20 protein-coding genes, 1 pseudogene and 1 other annotated feature are annotated in these 14,571 nt (G+C 45.8%); all 21 genes and pseudogenes read left to right on the forward strand.

The genetic code is table 11. The annotated features are described in order from the left end of the window. Position 1 precedes the first annotated feature (1 nt). The 21 genes and pseudogenes from C4F51_RS01940 (at position 2) to C4F51_RS02040 (ending at position 14,509) form a co-directional block, all read left to right on the forward strand. On the forward strand, positions 2–1,207 hold the full coding sequence (locus tag C4F51_RS01940) for an ABC transporter permease (RefSeq protein WP_193906685.1): 1,206 nt from the start codon (positions 2–4) through the stop codon (positions 1,205–1,207). Further along, positions 1,200–2,573, forward strand: a complete 1,374-nt coding sequence (locus C4F51_RS01945; protein ID WP_193906687.1) for a sigma-54-dependent transcriptional regulator — start codon at positions 1,200–1,202, stop codon at positions 2,571–2,573. Before C4F51_RS01940 ends, C4F51_RS01945 begins: the two co-directional genes overlap by 8 nt. Before the next feature lie 34 nt (positions 2,574–2,607). After that, positions 2,608–3,894 (forward strand): sensor histidine kinase, encoded by a 1,287-nt coding sequence (locus C4F51_RS01950; protein ID WP_193906689.1) that lies wholly within the window; start codon positions 2,608–2,610, stop codon positions 3,892–3,894. Then, positions 3,895–4,341, forward strand: coding sequence for a GNAT family N-acetyltransferase (locus tag C4F51_RS01955; protein ID WP_193906691.1), 447 nt, complete (start codon positions 3,895–3,897; stop codon positions 4,339–4,341). 447 nt (positions 4,342–4,788) lie between these two features. Beyond that, on the forward strand, positions 4,789–5,127 hold the full coding sequence (locus C4F51_RS01960; protein ID WP_193906693.1) for a thioredoxin family protein: 339 nt from the start codon (positions 4,789–4,791) through the stop codon (positions 5,125–5,127). 91 nt (positions 5,128–5,218) lie between these two features. Then, positions 5,219–5,620 carry a VOC family protein gene (locus C4F51_RS01965; protein ID WP_193906695.1) on the forward strand — a complete coding sequence of 134 codons (402 nt, stop codon included), beginning with the start codon at positions 5,219–5,221 and terminating at the stop codon, positions 5,618–5,620. A 43-nt stretch (positions 5,621–5,663) separates the two neighbouring features. After that, a complete protein-coding gene (locus C4F51_RS01970; protein ID WP_193906697.1) occupies positions 5,664–6,068 on the forward strand; it encodes a hypothetical protein in 405 nt (134 codons plus the stop codon). A 98-nt stretch (positions 6,069–6,166) separates the two neighbouring features. Beyond that, on the forward strand, positions 6,167–6,490 hold the full coding sequence (locus C4F51_RS01975) for a hypothetical protein (protein WP_193906698.1): 324 nt from the start codon (positions 6,167–6,169) through the stop codon (positions 6,488–6,490). Between the two features lie 471 nt (positions 6,491–6,961). Continuing rightward, positions 6,962–7,200, forward strand: a pseudogene (locus tag C4F51_RS18420) (winged helix-turn-helix transcriptional regulator). 143 nt (positions 7,201–7,343) lie between these two features. Continuing rightward, positions 7,344–7,895 carry a dihydrofolate reductase family protein gene (locus C4F51_RS01985; protein WP_193906699.1) on the forward strand — a complete coding sequence of 184 codons (552 nt, stop codon included), beginning with the start codon at positions 7,344–7,346 and terminating at the stop codon, positions 7,893–7,895. 16 nt (positions 7,896–7,911) lie between these two features. Next, the gene (locus C4F51_RS01990; protein WP_193906700.1) at positions 7,912–8,775 is read left to right on the forward strand and encodes an alpha/beta hydrolase; all 864 of its coding nucleotides are present in this window, start codon (positions 7,912–7,914) and stop codon (positions 8,773–8,775) included. 114 nt (positions 8,776–8,889) lie between these two features. Further along, positions 8,890–9,105, forward strand: coding sequence for a DUF4287 domain-containing protein (locus tag C4F51_RS01995; RefSeq protein ID WP_193906701.1), 216 nt, complete (start codon positions 8,890–8,892; stop codon positions 9,103–9,105). 88 nt (positions 9,106–9,193) lie between these two features. Continuing rightward, positions 9,194–9,553 (forward strand): DUF1304 domain-containing protein, encoded by a 360-nt coding sequence (locus tag C4F51_RS02000; protein WP_193906702.1) that lies wholly within the window; start codon positions 9,194–9,196, stop codon positions 9,551–9,553. 96 nt (positions 9,554–9,649) lie between these two features. Further along, the gene (locus C4F51_RS02005; RefSeq protein ID WP_193906703.1) at positions 9,650–10,330 is read left to right on the forward strand and encodes a DNA-3-methyladenine glycosylase I; all 681 of its coding nucleotides are present in this window, start codon (positions 9,650–9,652) and stop codon (positions 10,328–10,330) included. Positions 10,331–10,440: 110 nt separating this feature from the next. Then, complete coding sequence (locus C4F51_RS02010) at positions 10,441–10,656, forward strand: VOC family protein (RefSeq protein WP_193906705.1); 216 nt, start codon at positions 10,441–10,443, stop codon at positions 10,654–10,656. A gap of 159 nt (positions 10,657–10,815) precedes the next feature. Further along, a protein-coding gene (locus C4F51_RS02015) for an IS3 family transposase (protein WP_193906707.1) occupies positions 10,816–12,032 on the forward strand; the annotation gives its coding sequence in 2 pieces (ribosomal slippage) (positions 10,816–11,095 and positions 11,095–12,032; 1,218 coding nt in all). Further along, positions 11,094–11,210: a sequence feature (AL1L pseudoknot), on the forward strand. Its footprint overlaps the gene before it by 117 nt. A gap of 93 nt (positions 12,033–12,125) precedes the next feature. Next, complete coding sequence (locus tag C4F51_RS02020; RefSeq protein ID WP_268905012.1) at positions 12,126–12,554, forward strand: histidine phosphatase family protein; 429 nt, start codon at positions 12,126–12,128, stop codon at positions 12,552–12,554. A 245-nt stretch (positions 12,555–12,799) separates the two neighbouring features. Next, the gene (locus tag C4F51_RS02025; RefSeq protein ID WP_193906711.1) at positions 12,800–13,261 is read left to right on the forward strand and encodes a hypothetical protein; all 462 of its coding nucleotides are present in this window, start codon (positions 12,800–12,802) and stop codon (positions 13,259–13,261) included. Positions 13,262–13,309: 48 nt separating this feature from the next. Continuing rightward, entirely contained in the window at positions 13,310–13,564 is a 255-nt protein-coding gene (locus C4F51_RS02030; RefSeq protein WP_193906713.1) for a hypothetical protein, read from the forward strand. Next, positions 13,531–14,061, forward strand: a complete 531-nt coding sequence (locus C4F51_RS02035) for a GNAT family N-acetyltransferase (RefSeq protein WP_235992256.1) — start codon at positions 13,531–13,533, stop codon at positions 14,059–14,061. Before C4F51_RS02030 ends, C4F51_RS02035 begins: the two co-directional genes overlap by 34 nt. A 10-nt stretch (positions 14,062–14,071) precedes the next feature. After that, positions 14,072–14,509 (forward strand): SRPBCC family protein, encoded by a 438-nt coding sequence (locus C4F51_RS02040; protein WP_193906715.1) that lies wholly within the window; start codon positions 14,072–14,074, stop codon positions 14,507–14,509. Positions 14,510–14,571: the final 62 nt, after the last annotated feature.

A 14,571-nucleotide genomic window follows, 5' to 3' on the forward strand; every position in this document is an offset into this window, starting at 1 on the left:
TATGTTGGAATTATCGCCGATCATCAAAAGTCTGTGGCGCAATAAAACCGGGCCGTTGCTTATCATTATCCAGCTTGCGCTCACTATTGCGGCAATTAGTAACGCCATGTTTGTAGTCAGTGAGAGAATGGCAAAAATTGATAGGCCCAGCGGTATCGCTGAGCAGGAAATATTCACTTTATGGATGAGGCAAAGCTCTCCCGGTATTGACCTGCAGGCAGTCATTGAACGCGATATGACAATTATTCGCAGTACACCCGGCGTTATCGACGCTACACCCATATCCAGTCTTCCTTTCTCCGGTTCCGGGTCATCCGCCGGTATGCGTAAAGAACTTGCAGAGCGCGCCATTATTTATCAGGCGGCAAATTACGAAATAAGTAAACACGGGCTAAATAGTCTGGGATTGAATTTGATTGAAGGGCGAAATTTTTATGACGATGAAGTTATCTTTTTTGAGCGTGACAATGCACCGCAAAATAGCGTGGTTATCATAAGCCAGCATCTGGCACAGGAAATTTTTCCGGATGAATCTGCTGTGGGAAAAACCTTGTATAAGGGAGCCATGCCGTTGACTGTCGTGGGTATTGTTGAACAAATGGTAAGTCCATGGTCAGATTCTGACAGGTTTAATCATGCTATTTTTGTACCGACTATTGTCAAGGAAGGATCTATTAACTATCTGGTGCGAACCGGGAAAGATGATCGGTATTTCATTATGAATTCCCTGATCGAGAAATTGCGCGCACTTGATAATACCCGGCTGGTGGTTGATGAAAATACCATGGAAAAAATCAAAGGAAAATCCTACGCGGATGATTATGCGATGATAAAAATTCTCATGGTAGTGATAGCTATGTTAATTCTGGTTAATGCACTCGGCATTTTTGGACTCACTACTTTCTGGGTAAATCAACGCCGCAAACAAATCGGTATCCGTCGCGCATTGGGTTCTACAAAAGCCGGTATCATGCGCTATTTTATGCTGGAGAATCTGGTGCTTGTAATAGTGGCCGCGTTACTGGGCACGGTTCTCGTCTATCTCAATAGCAGCTATATGGTGCGCACCTACGGTGCCTCGTTGCTGCCGTGGTACTACATACCCGTGACAACACTCTTTATACTCATTGTTACTCTGGCGGCGGCATTTTCGCCGGTCAGAAGGGCGTCACTTATTTCTCCCGTGGAAGCGGTAGCCAATGTTTAATACACAAACCGGACTTACGCAAAAAGTCCTTATCATTGATGACAACCCCGCCGTCGCAAATGCCTTGCAATTGCTTCTGAGTGTGCACGATATTGATGCTGAAATCGCGTTGACACCACAGGCAGGCGTCAAGCGGCTTGAGAACGATGACCGCATTGCGCTGGTAATACAGGATATGAATTTTACCGAGGACACCACCTCCGGCCAGGAGGGGCAGGTACTGTTCTATCAAATCAGGCAGGTGCGTCCCGACATCCCGGTCATCCTGACTACGGCATGGACGCAACTGGAAACGGCGATAGCACTTGTTAAAAGCGGAGCCGCTGACTATCTCGCAAAACCCTGGGATGACGTTAAGCTGGTAACGACGATTAAAAACTTGCTGGAGCTTGAAGATTTGCAGCAACAGCAACGGAAACAGGCAATAGCACTTAACAACGAAAAACTACAGATCTCTGAAACGGCTGATTTATGTGGCCTGGTTTACCAAAGCACTGCCATGCATGCTTTGGTGAGTCTGGCTGTAAAAATAGCTCGCTCTGATGTGCCGGTATTAATTACTGGCCCCAACGGTGCGGGAAAAGAAAAAATTGCCAGGATATTGCAGGCAAACTCGCGTGTGAAAAGCGGTCCGTTTATTTGCGTTAATGTCGGTGCGCTACCTGGGGAATTAATTGAAGCGGAGCTATTCGGTGCGGAAGCGGGTGCCTATACCGGCATCTCAAAAATGCGAATAGGCCGTTTTGAAGCCGCCGATGGAGGTACGCTTTTTCTGGATGAACTTGGCAACCTCTCTGCCAGCGGACAGGCAAAACTGTTGCGTGTTTTACAGACCGGTGAATTTGAACGGCTTGGCTCCAGTCAAACACGTCGCTGCTATGTGCGGGTTATCAGCGCAACCAACGCCAATCTCCAGCACGCTATGGAGCGGGGAGAGTTTCGCGAGGATTTGTTCTACCGGCTCAATGTATTTGAACTCAAGGTTCCTGCCCTTGCAGAGCGCAAGGAGGATATTTTGCCACTGGCCCATCACTTTTTGGGCCAGCAGGTGTTATTGGATCATGCCGTGATACGCGCGCTGCGCAGTTATCATTGGCCGGGAAATATCAGGGAATTGGAGAATGCTTGTCAGCGTGCATTAATTCTGGGTGATGGACGGAAGCTGAATCTGGAAGACTTCGGCATACCTGTAAATGAAACTGCTGGTGAACATCGATCTGTTGTGATTTCTGAACCCAGTAAGGAAATGATAGAAAGCATCTTGCGACAAAATCACGGTGTGGTTGCCCAAGCCGCACGGCAGTTGGGGTTTTCGCGGCAAGCACTTTACCGACGTCTGGAAAAATACAATATTGAACTCAACTAAAAAACTACATACGAATTTCTCTCTGGAAGGACGGTTGGCGACTACCGTCCTGCTGTCAGTCTTGCTCGCTGTGTTGGTTATCTACGTGTCGCTGATACTATTTGAGGAAACTCTTGTAGCGATACTCATTGCCCTGCCTTGCGCTCTTGGCTTGAGTCTATTTTTTATGAGGCTGTTGACGAAAAATATGGGAGTTAAAATCGTCGCAATAAAAAATGGTATGCGAAACCTGATGGATAATGATTTCAGTGTGAGTATTACCAATGCCAGTAACGATGATTTTGACGAGATCATTGCTATTTACAATCAACTATCGGAAAAGCTGCGTGCAGAAAGGCAATACATTTATCAGCGAGAGTTACTTCTGGATACGGTTATCAATAACTCAGCCATGTGCGTTATTCTTACCGATGAAAGCCAGCGTATTATTTACTCAAATGATTACGCAAAAACCATCTTGAATCACAGACGGCCGATTAATGGACTGTTCTTTTCAGAAGCAATAAAAGACGCACCGGATGCACTGAAAGAAATTCTCAATCAGCGAAAGGACGGACTATTTCGCATCCAGGAAAAATCCGGAGAGGAACTGTATCACATATCGTCAGGCACCTTTACGCTTAACACCCAGCGGCATGACCTGATATTAATCAAGGATATGACGCTGGAGTTACATAAGCAGGAAGCCGCTATTTGGAAAAGGGTCATACGCACAATAACCCACGAATTAAATAACTCTCTCGCCCCCATCTCGTCAATGGCACATTCCGGGCAACTGTTAACTGAAAAGCAGAAGTATGAACAACTGCCGGTGGTATTTGAAACCATTGGTGAACGCGCCAACCATCTGAAAGCATTTATCGAAGGTTACGCCAGTATTGCCAAATTGCCCATGCCAATCAGACGGCCTATTGAATGGAGCAATTTCCTGAAAAAACTGGCGCTGAGTTACGAATTTGTCGTGGAGAGTGATTTACCGACAGAGCCCGGATATTTTGATCCGGTGCAAATACAACAGGTGTTGATGAACTTGCTGAAAAATGCCAGAGAATCCGGCTCGGAATCGGAGCAAATATCGCTTCGGGTTTATCAAAATAAAGTTAATAGTGTAATTGAGGTTGTCGATCGAGGCAGCGGCATGTCCCCTCGGGTTATGGAAAATGTTCTACTGCCCTTTTATACAACCAAACCATCAGGTAGCGGTATTGGTTTATCCCTTTGTCGGGAGATTATTGAAGCTCATCATGGAGAGATAGCCATTGCAAACCGCGAAGGTGGTGGGCTAAAAGTGCGATTGACACTTCCACATGAAGATAAATAAATGTTCAATTTTATAGATGCCGAAGCAAAACATACTGAGCTTCTTCGAGATACGTTAATCAAATCGAAGGGTTACTGGGGTTATTCTCAAAAGCAACTTGAGGAATGGAGATCCAATTTAAGGTTTGAAGAAGAGTATATTGCTCGCAATACAGTCAAATTAATTTTTAAAGACAATGAAGTGATTGGATTCTTCGCCATAGTTAAAGGCGATAGTGGCCAGCTTGATCATCTTTGGCTATTGCCAAATGCCATCGGTAAAGGTTATGGCAATCTGGTGTTTACGCAGATTCTTTCAGAATGCAATAAATTGGCGATACATAATCTCTACATCATATCTGACCCGGATGCTGAAGGTTTTTATTTAAAGAAAGGGGCTATTAAGGTTGGGGAAGTATATAGCGAAGCCCAGAAAAGAATGTTGCCAAAATTGAAATTTACTATGTGAAATTCAGTAGAGCATCGACTTAAAAAATATCATTGTTACCAATGTTATGAGTAGTAAATTAATATAAAAATTATTATTCTTTCAGCACTGCTTTTCATGGCAGTGTTTTGCATATTTTCCTTATTATTTTACTTTGGAGACTGGCAACGGCTTGCATTTTCTGCATTCTGTGGCCTGTTTGTCGGTGTAATGTTCGCTCCGGAATTTGAGCCAAAAAAGTTCAAGCGAGCTTGGTTGCTTCAAGCGAGTTCCGGTGCAATTGCGGGGCTTATAGTCGGTTTGGCAATGGGTTGTGGCTTTGGTTTAGTCGTTTGCTGTACAGCTATCGGCGCCTTTATTGGTTGGTTGGCGCCCAGTTGGCTTAAGCAGCTATCAGTACCATAAGCACCTGTTCGCAATGTTAGCTCTCATAGGAATTCTTTTGGCATTTGACGGGGAGTAAATAGGATGAAAGACAATGATATTGGTTTTAATGCTGATTACGCCGAAGAAACCTTTACATTTGAACAAGTTAGCGAGTTGGCCGGTGACGCTATACTTGAGTTTGGCGCGCCTTGGTGTGGGTACTGTCAGGCGGCAAGTTCTGCGATAAAAGAAGTAGTAGCTGAACATTCAGAACTCCGTCATATTAAGGTATATGACGGAAAGGGAAAACCTCTGGGGCGTGCATTCAAGGTAAAGCTTTGGCCGACATTGATACTCCTGCACGAGGGTAACGAAGTGGCTCGTTTGGTAAGGCCATTAAGTTCTGACGAGGTTCGTCAATTAATCTCGAAAATTCACTAAAGGTTGCTAACAACCTGGCGCATCGGAAGCAGTAAAAAACGCCGCTGCTTAAAGCGTTATTAGAGCCTATTCATCAAAGGAATAAAAATAAATGAGCCTGTCATTTCATATAGATTTTAATGGCCAATGCCAAGAAGCGTTTGAGTTCTATGCTGCGAGTTTGCAGGGCGCAATTGGTACAATGCTTCAAGTCAAAGACTCACCTTTATCACAAAGCTCTTCTGCCGATTGGCAGCATAAAATTGTTCATGCCAATATATCCATTCAAGGCGTTGAACTTGCTGGCGCTGACATAAAGCCTGAGCAATACCAAAAGCCAAAAGGGTTTTACTTGTTACTGGGGTTGGGCACAGAAGACGCTGTTCAATCCGCTTTCAGTCAGCTTTCTGCTGACGGTGAAATTCTCTTTCCCCCACAAAAAACATTCTGGTCTCCGTGCTACGCTATTGTCGTCGATCGTTTTGGTGTGCCCTGGAAAATAAATTGCAACTGAGCCAACGTTAGGGAATAAGAAAATTAGCCACGAGGTGAAACATATGGAAAATGTCGGGATAGTTCGATTGTATTTATTAAGAGCAATGTACCTTCTCATCGCATTTGGGCTGGGTACCTCAGTTATTCCTCACGTCATCACAACCTCTGGTGATCTCGTAGATCCTCACACGGTAATAAACTCAATACTCATAGGTTTTTTCTTCATGGCGTTATTGGGCATTAGATACCCGCTCAAAATGCTGCCAATCCTTCTGCTGGAGCTTGTCTGGAAGTCATTTTGGCTTCTGGTGTTTGCCCTGCCAATGTATTTAAACCATGAGCTTGACCAATACACGCGTGATGTGGCATTTGCGTGTGTTATGGGGGTTGTTCTCACACCTTTGGTTGTTCCGTGGGGCTATGTAATCAACCACTATGTTTTGGCAAAGGGCAGTGCGTGGCGATAAGTCAACTCTTATGGCTGCTCTGCCTAACCAGCACATGCATAGGAAAAATTTCCGCTTCGCCTGTGTTGCGGACGTTATAAATAGCGAGGAAGAATAAAATGGTCGTGTTAGTTTTAGGTTTTTTCGTCTTGATCTGTGGGTTATTGATGATGCGCAATCCTGAACTGGACCGCCTCCTGAAGAAGAACGACGAAGCTGAATGGGCAACGGTGATGCGTCCATCTCTATCAGGTTACGTCAACTCGTTTGGCATAATTCCCCTTTTTACCTGGGTTCTCGCCCATGGTTATGAAAAGTCGGCTAGCGAACAGGTAAGAACCGTCGGTAGCGCCTCACTTAAGCGAGCGATGCGGGCGAAATATTGCATGTTGGTTGGTGTGGTATTGATAGCAACAGGTTTTCTGCTGGCACTTTTTTTGTAAGGTGTGGTGAAAAATTTATAACAAGGTATTTATGTCCTGTCCTTCGTTGTTTGGTGCTTTATATAGCCATGCGCTTTTCGTTCTACTGACACTATCAGATGCATACGCGGGAAATCGGGCCAGAGCGCATGCAAAGTTATCTGAATCAGTTTGATTCCGGTAACGGAAGCTGACGCTGAATGGATGTTACATGAATAATGATGTCCACGCCGCTGAGGAGCCTCTACAGTGGCATTACATCCTTGGGGCGTGGTCAGATCGCGGCGAGGGCTCATATCAGGATTTCCCGTAAGAAAGTTGCTGTAGAGGAAGTTTCCTCTTAGACTTTCCAGCAATCAAGAACGCACAAAAAAGTAAGTAACCCACCTATGAGAAAGCTCTAGACGCCATCCACTGCGACGGCAGATATAACTGATGCAATTAAATTGCTGGACGGGCGCTGGAAGTTGCTTATCCTGTTCCATTTGTTCGATGGCAAAGTGCAACGCTATTCGGATTTTTGAAAAGCGCATCCCCGAAATTTCGCAAAAGATGCTGGCGCAGCAGTTACGACAACTGAGGCTGACGGTATTGTTACCCGCAAAGTCTATCCCGAAGTACCGCCTAAAGTGGAATACCGGCTGACGGCGTGGGGACAGGCACTTTGCCCGGCATTGGATATGCTTCTGAATTGGGCCGAGCAGAAAAGCAATTCTTATGATCAGGCTTAGAAATTTCATAAAAGCACTGTTTACGAGATTCGAGTAGAGAGTTTTTAGAACCTGCTGGTGAAAAATGTAATATATCCGGGCAAGTTGATTAATGAGCTCGTGACGAGGAATATACTGGAGAAAATTCTGCGGAATAAAACACTATGGCTCGAATTATTTACTCGCTTAACGCTACCCTTGGTGGAACCTGTTTTCATGAAGATGTTATTGCAGACGAAGAGCACCATCGTTATGCCATAGATCTTTTGCATTCAGCAGAGGCTTTGCTATTGGGCAGAAACACTTATGATTTGTTTGTCGAGTTCTGGCCATCAGCAGTGCATCGAAACGATCTACCTTGTTATATAGTTGAATTGGCAACCCTTCTTTCCGAGATACCGAAAATAGTTGTTTCAAATAGAGAGCTTGATCCTTCCTGGAAAAATACGAAAAGAATTCCCGGTATGGAGCTGACGGTTTTGCGTTCCGCACTGCGAGCGTTCTCTGGTAACGTGGTGTTGTTCGGTAGTCCGGGCTTGGCGAAGTCGCTGGCGGCAGAAAAATTGATCAATGAAGTACATATTTTATTGCAGCCACTATTTTCAGAACGTGGCCCGCAGACTCCCTTTCTTTGGCACGAATACCGGATGCGTAACCTATCTGCCAGTCGTTTTACATCAGGCGTCATATGTTTGTGCTACCAGTTAGCGCCCTGATTTTTTGGAGATTAATATGGGCAGCCATAATATTATTTTCTTTATAAAAACAGGACTCTTAATTTTTTTATTGACCTCCTGTCAGCAAATATCGCCTGTCGGTGAAGCCAGTGTTGGCGAGCATATTCCGCTGCACCACCTTCCAGCCTTAAATGGTGATTATTTCAAATTTGATTCCAGTGAAGTTGGTCGGCCTTTTCATATTTACATCCGGTTCCCCGTCGGATATTCCGAACAGAATAAGTCTTACCCGGTCGTTTACCTACTGGACGGTGACTCCCTCTTTCCCATTCTTGCGGCGAATCATCTATTTCTAACTTACGATGAGGGCTTGGCCGAAGCGATTGTGGTTGGCATTTCTTATGGTTCATTTGACGCTTCGATTAATAAACGCGGTTTCGACTTTACTGCGCCTGCGCCGGATGCCAAACCGGGGCAGGGTGGTGCTCCCGCTTTTCACAAATTTCTTGAGTTGGAATTGATCCCTGAAATTGAAACACGTTATCGGGCTGATCCAGCCAAACGAATTCTCTTTGGTCAGAGTCGGGGTGGTTTTATGGTGCTGTATTCGGCCTTTACGAATCCGGATTTTTTTTGGGGCAGAATAGCAAGTAACCCGACCTTTGACCCCGGACGCGATTTGCTCTTTTCATCAACACCGTCTGCTTCACGAAGCGATTTGGCGTTGGTTGTTACCAGTGGAACACGCGATTATCCGCCCCTCAGGGAGGCAGCGCTGGAGTGGTACGAGGCATGGGGTGAGGCTGATGAGATGCCGTGGGCACTCAATTTCGTTACTATTAATAACGGAACTCATGCGGCAAACAGTACTGACAGTTATCGGGCAGGCATGTTATGGCTTTTTTCTCGCGATAAATGAATAGCGACTCCGACCCATTTTTTGCATTTTCGGCACTCGGACTAAAAAATATTCTGATTATAGAGCGGCCGACTTTAAAATATTGAGTTCCCAACTTATTCCTCAGAGGTGTTTATGGCAGATAACGAAAAAATTAAAGGACCTGCATCCTATTTCCCGTCGATTGAGAAAACTTACGGCAAGCCTATTGCACACTGGCTTACTATTATTGATAAGTTGCACGATAAGAAACATATGGAACAGGTTGCCTATCTTAAAACTGAACATAAAGTCGGGCACGGCCATGCCAATGCTCTGGTTGCCTACCATCGCTCCCAGGCCGGCACCTGAATATCTGCCTTTGCCTTGTCAAGCCTCCCATCGTGCCAGTCCCTCCTGGTGGTATACATGGTGTCCTTTAATAGAAGAGTAAAAGCTCATGACAATTGTTGCTGACATCGTTGTGTTATTGGTCGCACTACTGCACGCCTGGATTCTGGTGCTGGAAATGTTTCTTTGGGATAAACCCGCCGGGTTGCGCGCTTTTGGTCAATCGCAGGAACAAGCTCGTGCCACCAAAGTGATGGCGGCCAATCAAGGCCTTTACAATGGATTTCTTTCGGCGGGGCTTTTCTGGGGATTACTTCAAGGTGCTGAAGGTTACGATTTCAAAGTTTTCTTCCTGCTTTGTGTGGTGGTTGCCGGGGTCTACGGAGCGATTACGGCGAATCGTAAAATTCTGTTTATTCAAGCACTGCCTGGCTTTGTCGGGTTGTTGCTGGTTCTCGCATTACAATAATTGGCCAACCGGTTCGGTTGTGACTTTCCAATTTACGCCGCAGCTATGGTTAAATTGTATAAGCCATCCACTATTCAAAAAAAGTGATACCAATCTATGTCCATTGATTACCACTGGCTTTATGACACAGTGCGCGAGCGCTTTGCCTCTGATGAGTCTATGGAAAATTTCCTGCCGAAAGCCCTTACTGCCAAAGAGTTAAAGCAAAAAGGCGATGATCGTTATCTCTCTGCCATGAGTCAGCGGGTTTTTCGGGCCGGCATGCAACATTCGGTAGTTGATGCCCGGTGGCCCGCTTTTGAGGAAGTCTTCTGGGGTTTTGTACCCGAAAAAATGATCTGGTTAACACCTGAACACATTGAAAACCATATGCGCAATGACCGCATTATTCGCCATCGCACCAAACTGTTGACTATTCCGCGCAATGCACAATTTATTCTGGATATCCGCCAGGAGTATGGTTGCAGTTTTGGTGAGTTTATCGCTAACTGGCCCGTCTCCGATATCGTCGGGTTGTGGCGCTTGCTGGCAAAGCGCGGCTCACGTCTGGGTGGTCGCTCGGCTCCCGGTTTTTTACGCCTGGTTGGCAAGGACACTTTCCTGTTAACCACGGATGTGGTGGCTCGCCTTATCGCAGCAAGTATTATCGATAACGCGCCTACCAGCCAGCGAGATATACAAACTGTGCAAAATACTTTCAATACTCTGCAACAGGCGTCTGGCCGCCCCCTCTGCCAACTCTCGGCAATGCTGTCTTTAAGTATTAATCCGCGATAAGGCAAAATTTAGGTGTTGTCAGAGATTGGCTTTGATGACAATCTCCATGGTATCCGCGTTTCAGGTTTCTATCTGGCGCCTCTGGAACTTAACAACAAAGGAAATGATATATGCTGGAAAATAAAGTAGGGACGGTTTTTGATTCTGTGGGCGTCGAGCTGGCATCTCCCAGACAACGTTTGCACCTGATATTGCTCGGTGTTCAGGATGTGCAAAAGTCAGCGAGCTTTTACGAGTCGCTTGGCTGGTCCCGCTCGCCTACTGGCCACCAGGGATTCGAGAAATTTGACCCGGATCACCGTTTGATCGTGGACGAAATGAATTAAAAATAACAATGGCATGTTGATGAGGTGCTGTATGCGAATAATTTTAATGAGACATGGAAAGCCTTCTCTACTGCCTCAAAAACCTATGTCATCATTAGATTTTAAAGGTTGAATCGCTCCGGGTTTGTCGGAGGCTAACTTTCTTGAGAGAATTAACCTATGAAAAAGAGACCCGGATATTCACCTGAAACGCGTGAACGAGCTGTAAGGCTTGTGCTCACCACCGAACAAGATCACAGCTCGCGCTGGGCGGCGATCACTTCTGTTGCCGGCAAGATTGGCTGTACACCTGAAACACTCCGTGCATGGATAAACCGAATCGAATCCAATAGCGCCGCTCCCGACACTGCAAACGTTACCGAATCCGAGCGAGTTAAAGCCTTGGAGCGCGAGAACCGTGAACTCAAACGTGCGAATGAAATCCTGCGTTTAGCCTCGGCTTTTTTTGCCCAGGCGGAGCTCGACCGCAAACCGAAACTCTAATCCACTTTGTTGATGCCCATAAAAGTGTTTTTGGTGTCGAGCCGATTTGTCAGCAGTTACAGATTGCACCATCAACGTATTATCGGCACAAGCAATTGGAGAAAACACCCGAGTTGCGGGCGCGGCGAATTCAGCAGGATGAGCGTTTAGTCGTTGAAATACAGCGTGTTTGGACTGAGAGTAATCGCAATTATGGTGCGCGAAAAATCTGGAAACAACTGCGTAGAGAGGGGTTTGATGTGGCTCGTTGTACCGTTGAGCGGCTCATGCGTCAATTGGGTATTGAAGGTGTGCGTCGTGGCAAAAAGTGTAAAACAACGATCCCCGATCACAAGGCACATTGCCCGCAAGATCTGGTTAACCGTCACTTTAAAGCGGACAAGCCAAATCAACTTTGGGTTGCCGACATTACTTACGTCGCCACCTGGTCAGGCTTTGTCTATGTCGCCTTTGTAATCGATGTATTTTCACGTCGCATTGTTGGTTGGCGAGCGATGACGACAATGCAGGCGGATTTAATTCTGGATGCATTGGAGCAGGCATTGTGGGCAAGAGGAAAACCGCGTGGCGTGATTCATCACAGTGACAGGGGCAGCCAATATTTATCCATCAGCTACACCGAACGCCTTGCTGAGGCAGGATTTAATGCGTCGGTTGGGAGCGTGGGCGATTCTTACGATAACGCCTTAGCTGAAACGATTAATGGACTCTACAAAACCGAGGTTATCCATAAGAGCGCACCGTGGAAAAATCTTGATGCTGTGGAGATGGCGACACTTGTATGGGTTGAATGGTTTAATAACCGTCGGCTTCACAGTGCGTTGGGTTATGTGCCGCCAAAGGAGTTCGAGGAATTTTTTTATCAACAAACCGAGTTGGCTCATGTAGCATGACTCAAATTAAACCGCCTCCGAAAAAGTCGGGGCGATTCAGGTTGGATAGATTCTTACAATGCTGCTGATCTTTGTCCAACCTCAGCGCCCACCATGCCGTCAGTTGACGTCGCCAGGGTTTGCAATTCTATAGTTTGCAGTGATTTGAAACGTTCCATAGATTCAGCGAGCTTGCTGGGTATTGATAAAATTTCCTTTATCGATCATAAACTCCGCGAGATGGAGATGCCGTGGGGAAGCATTGTTGGTCTTAAAATGCTCCCCGAGTGGTGGTCTGTAGTATTTCGTATACTTTGGTTTTCAGGCTATTCGAAAAATAGTGAATCGTTTAAAGAGGCAAAGTCAAGAGCAGAGCGAGCTGCCTTATTACTGGAATCCATTGCAGAAGAAAAAGGGAGTGTTTTGTTCATCGGTCATGGCATGTTAAACCGTTATATTGCCAAGTCATTGATCCGGAATGGATGGAAGGTTGTGAGGAAGGGCGGCCCGAATTACTGGGAATTTGGTATTTTTGAGCGGTAATAAATCAGAGATAGTGCCGGATAATCAGTGAATATATTTATAATTTTCAACTGTCATGAGAAAAATTTCAAATAGTGGCGGTGAGGTTTGTACCCAAGGGCCGATGTTTGTGCGACATGGCCAGACGAGAAGCCATAGTTAATGTGTGTAGAACGGAAGGAACAAGTTTGGATTTGTACCAATAGCTCGGTATAAATTTTATCCGTGCGTCACAAGATGCCAATAATTGCAGAGTTGCCAATGTTATGAAATTAAAAATTATATTTTACATCTGCCTGATATTTTCGATTTTTCCTACGTATGCAGAAACTCCCTCCCTTTGTGAGAATAATGAAACCACGGTTTGGTCATGCCATGCCGATGATAAAACCTATTCGGTTTGTGCATCTTCAGTTCTTACAGAGACCAAAGGTTATTTACAGTATCGGTCAGATTTTTATTCTGCCGACGCTGTATTTACTTATCCTTCGCAATTACTTCATCCCAAAGGCTATTTTGCATTCAATCTCATGTCGAAAGAGGCTTCTTTATCATTTAAATCCGAGAGCGATGCTTATCTTATTACTGAGGACATCAATGGTGCAGCTACCCTTCGCGTCACTCAACAGGGGCAGGATGCGCTTACTATTTTCTGCGATGAGTCAACGGATACATTGACGCTCACCAGCACCATTGAATTGCTTAAGACCGCGGGTCTCCTGCAGTGAAATAGGCTGTGGTATGTTTAAATCAAGGGGCTTTTGAGGGGAATTGTTGTGAAAGCTATTGCTTTGCTGGTTGTTGTGGGGGCCTGGCTGGTGCTTTTTTATGCACCCCCGGGCTGGTTTGCCAGTCTTCTGCATCGAATTTTTGCAAGCCTTGGTATCGCTATGATTCTGCTGGGCGCTTTTTCCTATTGGTGGGATGGCAATATACGGCCGGAACAACAGAACGCCTCACTGCTTATTTGCGGTATTTTAACACTGGGTGCCTGGGTATGTTCACGGTTTCGCTCTCCTTCAGGAAAGTAGCAGCGAAGCATAAATTAATTGGGTTAACGAAGGCAGGCGATAGTATGGATCTGCAATTCAAGTGGGCCCGCTTTGAATCTCTCACGGCTTTGGAACTCTATGAAATTATTCGGTTGCGGGAGTCGGTATTCGTGGTGGAGCAGGCATGTCCTTATCAGGAGGTTGATGGTATGGATATTTCTTCATGGCATCTTTCGGTTTTTATGGATGGCGAGTTGGCAGCCTATGCGAGAGTGGTTGAACCGGGTGTCAAATATCAGCAACCATCAATCGGCCGGGTAATGACGGTTAAACAATTCAGAAGTCTGAAAATTGGCCGCGCTCTGATGGCGGAGGCAGTCAGATTTACCGAGGCGCAGTTTCCGAGGGATAGCATCAAAATTGGCGCTCAGGTTTATTTGAAGGAGTTCTATGGCTCTTTCGGCTTCGAAGCGGTCAGCGATCCTTATGATGAAGATGGCATACTCCATATTGATATGATCAGATCGTCACTGTGAAGGAGTGTTTATGAGTAACCCCGGTAGTCACTATGATATCGCGGTGGAGCATACTTTTACTGCTTCACCTGATAAGGTTTTTGACGCGTGGTTGAACCCGCAACGGGTAGAAAAGTGGTTTGGCCCCGGTCTGGGAGAGATGCAGCCGGTTAGTATTGATGCCAACGTTGGCGGGTCATTCCGTATTGTACAAATCCGGAATGGACACGCTATCGGGCATTCGGGAAAGTATCTTGTGATAGATCGTCCTGAACATCTTGCCTTTACATGGGGCACGGATGACGATGAAGGAGATGACGAAGTTCATATCCATCTTGTTCCGGTGGGGCGTGGATCATTGTTGCGACTTGTGCATACCATTGACTCGCAGTGGAAAGATTATGCAGATAAGATCCACCAGTCGTGGTTGGCAATGATGAAGAAAATGGACTCGCTTCTTGCTTCATAATGAAAGAGTGAATTGTCAGCGCTGATATCCATCAGGGGTGTCGAACGAATTGGCAAATTGAA

Origin of the sequence: Cellvibrio polysaccharolyticus, assembly GCF_015182315.1 — a bacterium.
Classification (GTDB): domain Bacteria; phylum Pseudomonadota; class Gammaproteobacteria; order Pseudomonadales; family Cellvibrionaceae; genus Cellvibrio; species Cellvibrio polysaccharolyticus.

Bases quoted from the DNA above. Each gene is read 5' to 3' on its own strand.
- C4F51_RS01985 (WP_193906699.1), top strand. From the start codon at position 7,344: ATGGCTCGAATTATTTACTCGCTTAACGCTACCCTTGGTGGAACCTGT.
- C4F51_RS02035 (WP_235992256.1), top strand. From the start codon at position 13,531: ATGTTCACGGTTTCGCTCTCCTTCAGGAAAGTAGCAGCGAAGCATAAA.
- C4F51_RS01955 (WP_193906691.1), top strand. From the start codon at position 3,895: ATGTTCAATTTTATAGATGCCGAAGCAAAACATACTGAGCTTCTTCGA.
- C4F51_RS01965 (WP_193906695.1), top strand. From the start codon at position 5,219: ATGAGCCTGTCATTTCATATAGATTTTAATGGCCAATGCCAAGAAGCG.
- C4F51_RS02020 (WP_268905012.1), top strand. From the start codon at position 12,126: ATGCCGTCAGTTGACGTCGCCAGGGTTTGCAATTCTATAGTTTGCAGT.
- C4F51_RS01990 (WP_193906700.1), top strand. From the start codon at position 7,912: ATGGGCAGCCATAATATTATTTTCTTTATAAAAACAGGACTCTTAATT.
- C4F51_RS02010 (WP_193906705.1), top strand. From the start codon at position 10,441: ATGCTGGAAAATAAAGTAGGGACGGTTTTTGATTCTGTGGGCGTCGAG.
- C4F51_RS01945 (WP_193906687.1), top strand. From the start codon at position 1,200: ATGTTTAATACACAAACCGGACTTACGCAAAAAGTCCTTATCATTGAT.
- C4F51_RS02005 (WP_193906703.1), top strand. From the start codon at position 9,650: ATGTCCATTGATTACCACTGGCTTTATGACACAGTGCGCGAGCGCTTT.
- C4F51_RS02025 (WP_193906711.1), top strand. From the start codon at position 12,800: ATGAAATTAAAAATTATATTTTACATCTGCCTGATATTTTCGATTTTT.
- C4F51_RS01975 (WP_193906698.1), top strand. From the start codon at position 6,167: ATGGTCGTGTTAGTTTTAGGTTTTTTCGTCTTGATCTGTGGGTTATTG.
- C4F51_RS01940 (WP_193906685.1), top strand. From the start codon at position 2: ATGTTGGAATTATCGCCGATCATCAAAAGTCTGTGGCGCAATAAAACC.
- C4F51_RS02040 (WP_193906715.1), top strand. From the start codon at position 14,072: ATGAGTAACCCCGGTAGTCACTATGATATCGCGGTGGAGCATACTTTT.
- C4F51_RS02000 (WP_193906702.1), top strand. From the start codon at position 9,194: ATGACAATTGTTGCTGACATCGTTGTGTTATTGGTCGCACTACTGCAC.
- C4F51_RS01960 (WP_193906693.1), top strand. From the start codon at position 4,789: ATGAAAGACAATGATATTGGTTTTAATGCTGATTACGCCGAAGAAACC.
- C4F51_RS01995 (WP_193906701.1), top strand. From the start codon at position 8,890: ATGGCAGATAACGAAAAAATTAAAGGACCTGCATCCTATTTCCCGTCG.
- C4F51_RS01970 (WP_193906697.1), top strand. From the start codon at position 5,664: ATGGAAAATGTCGGGATAGTTCGATTGTATTTATTAAGAGCAATGTAC.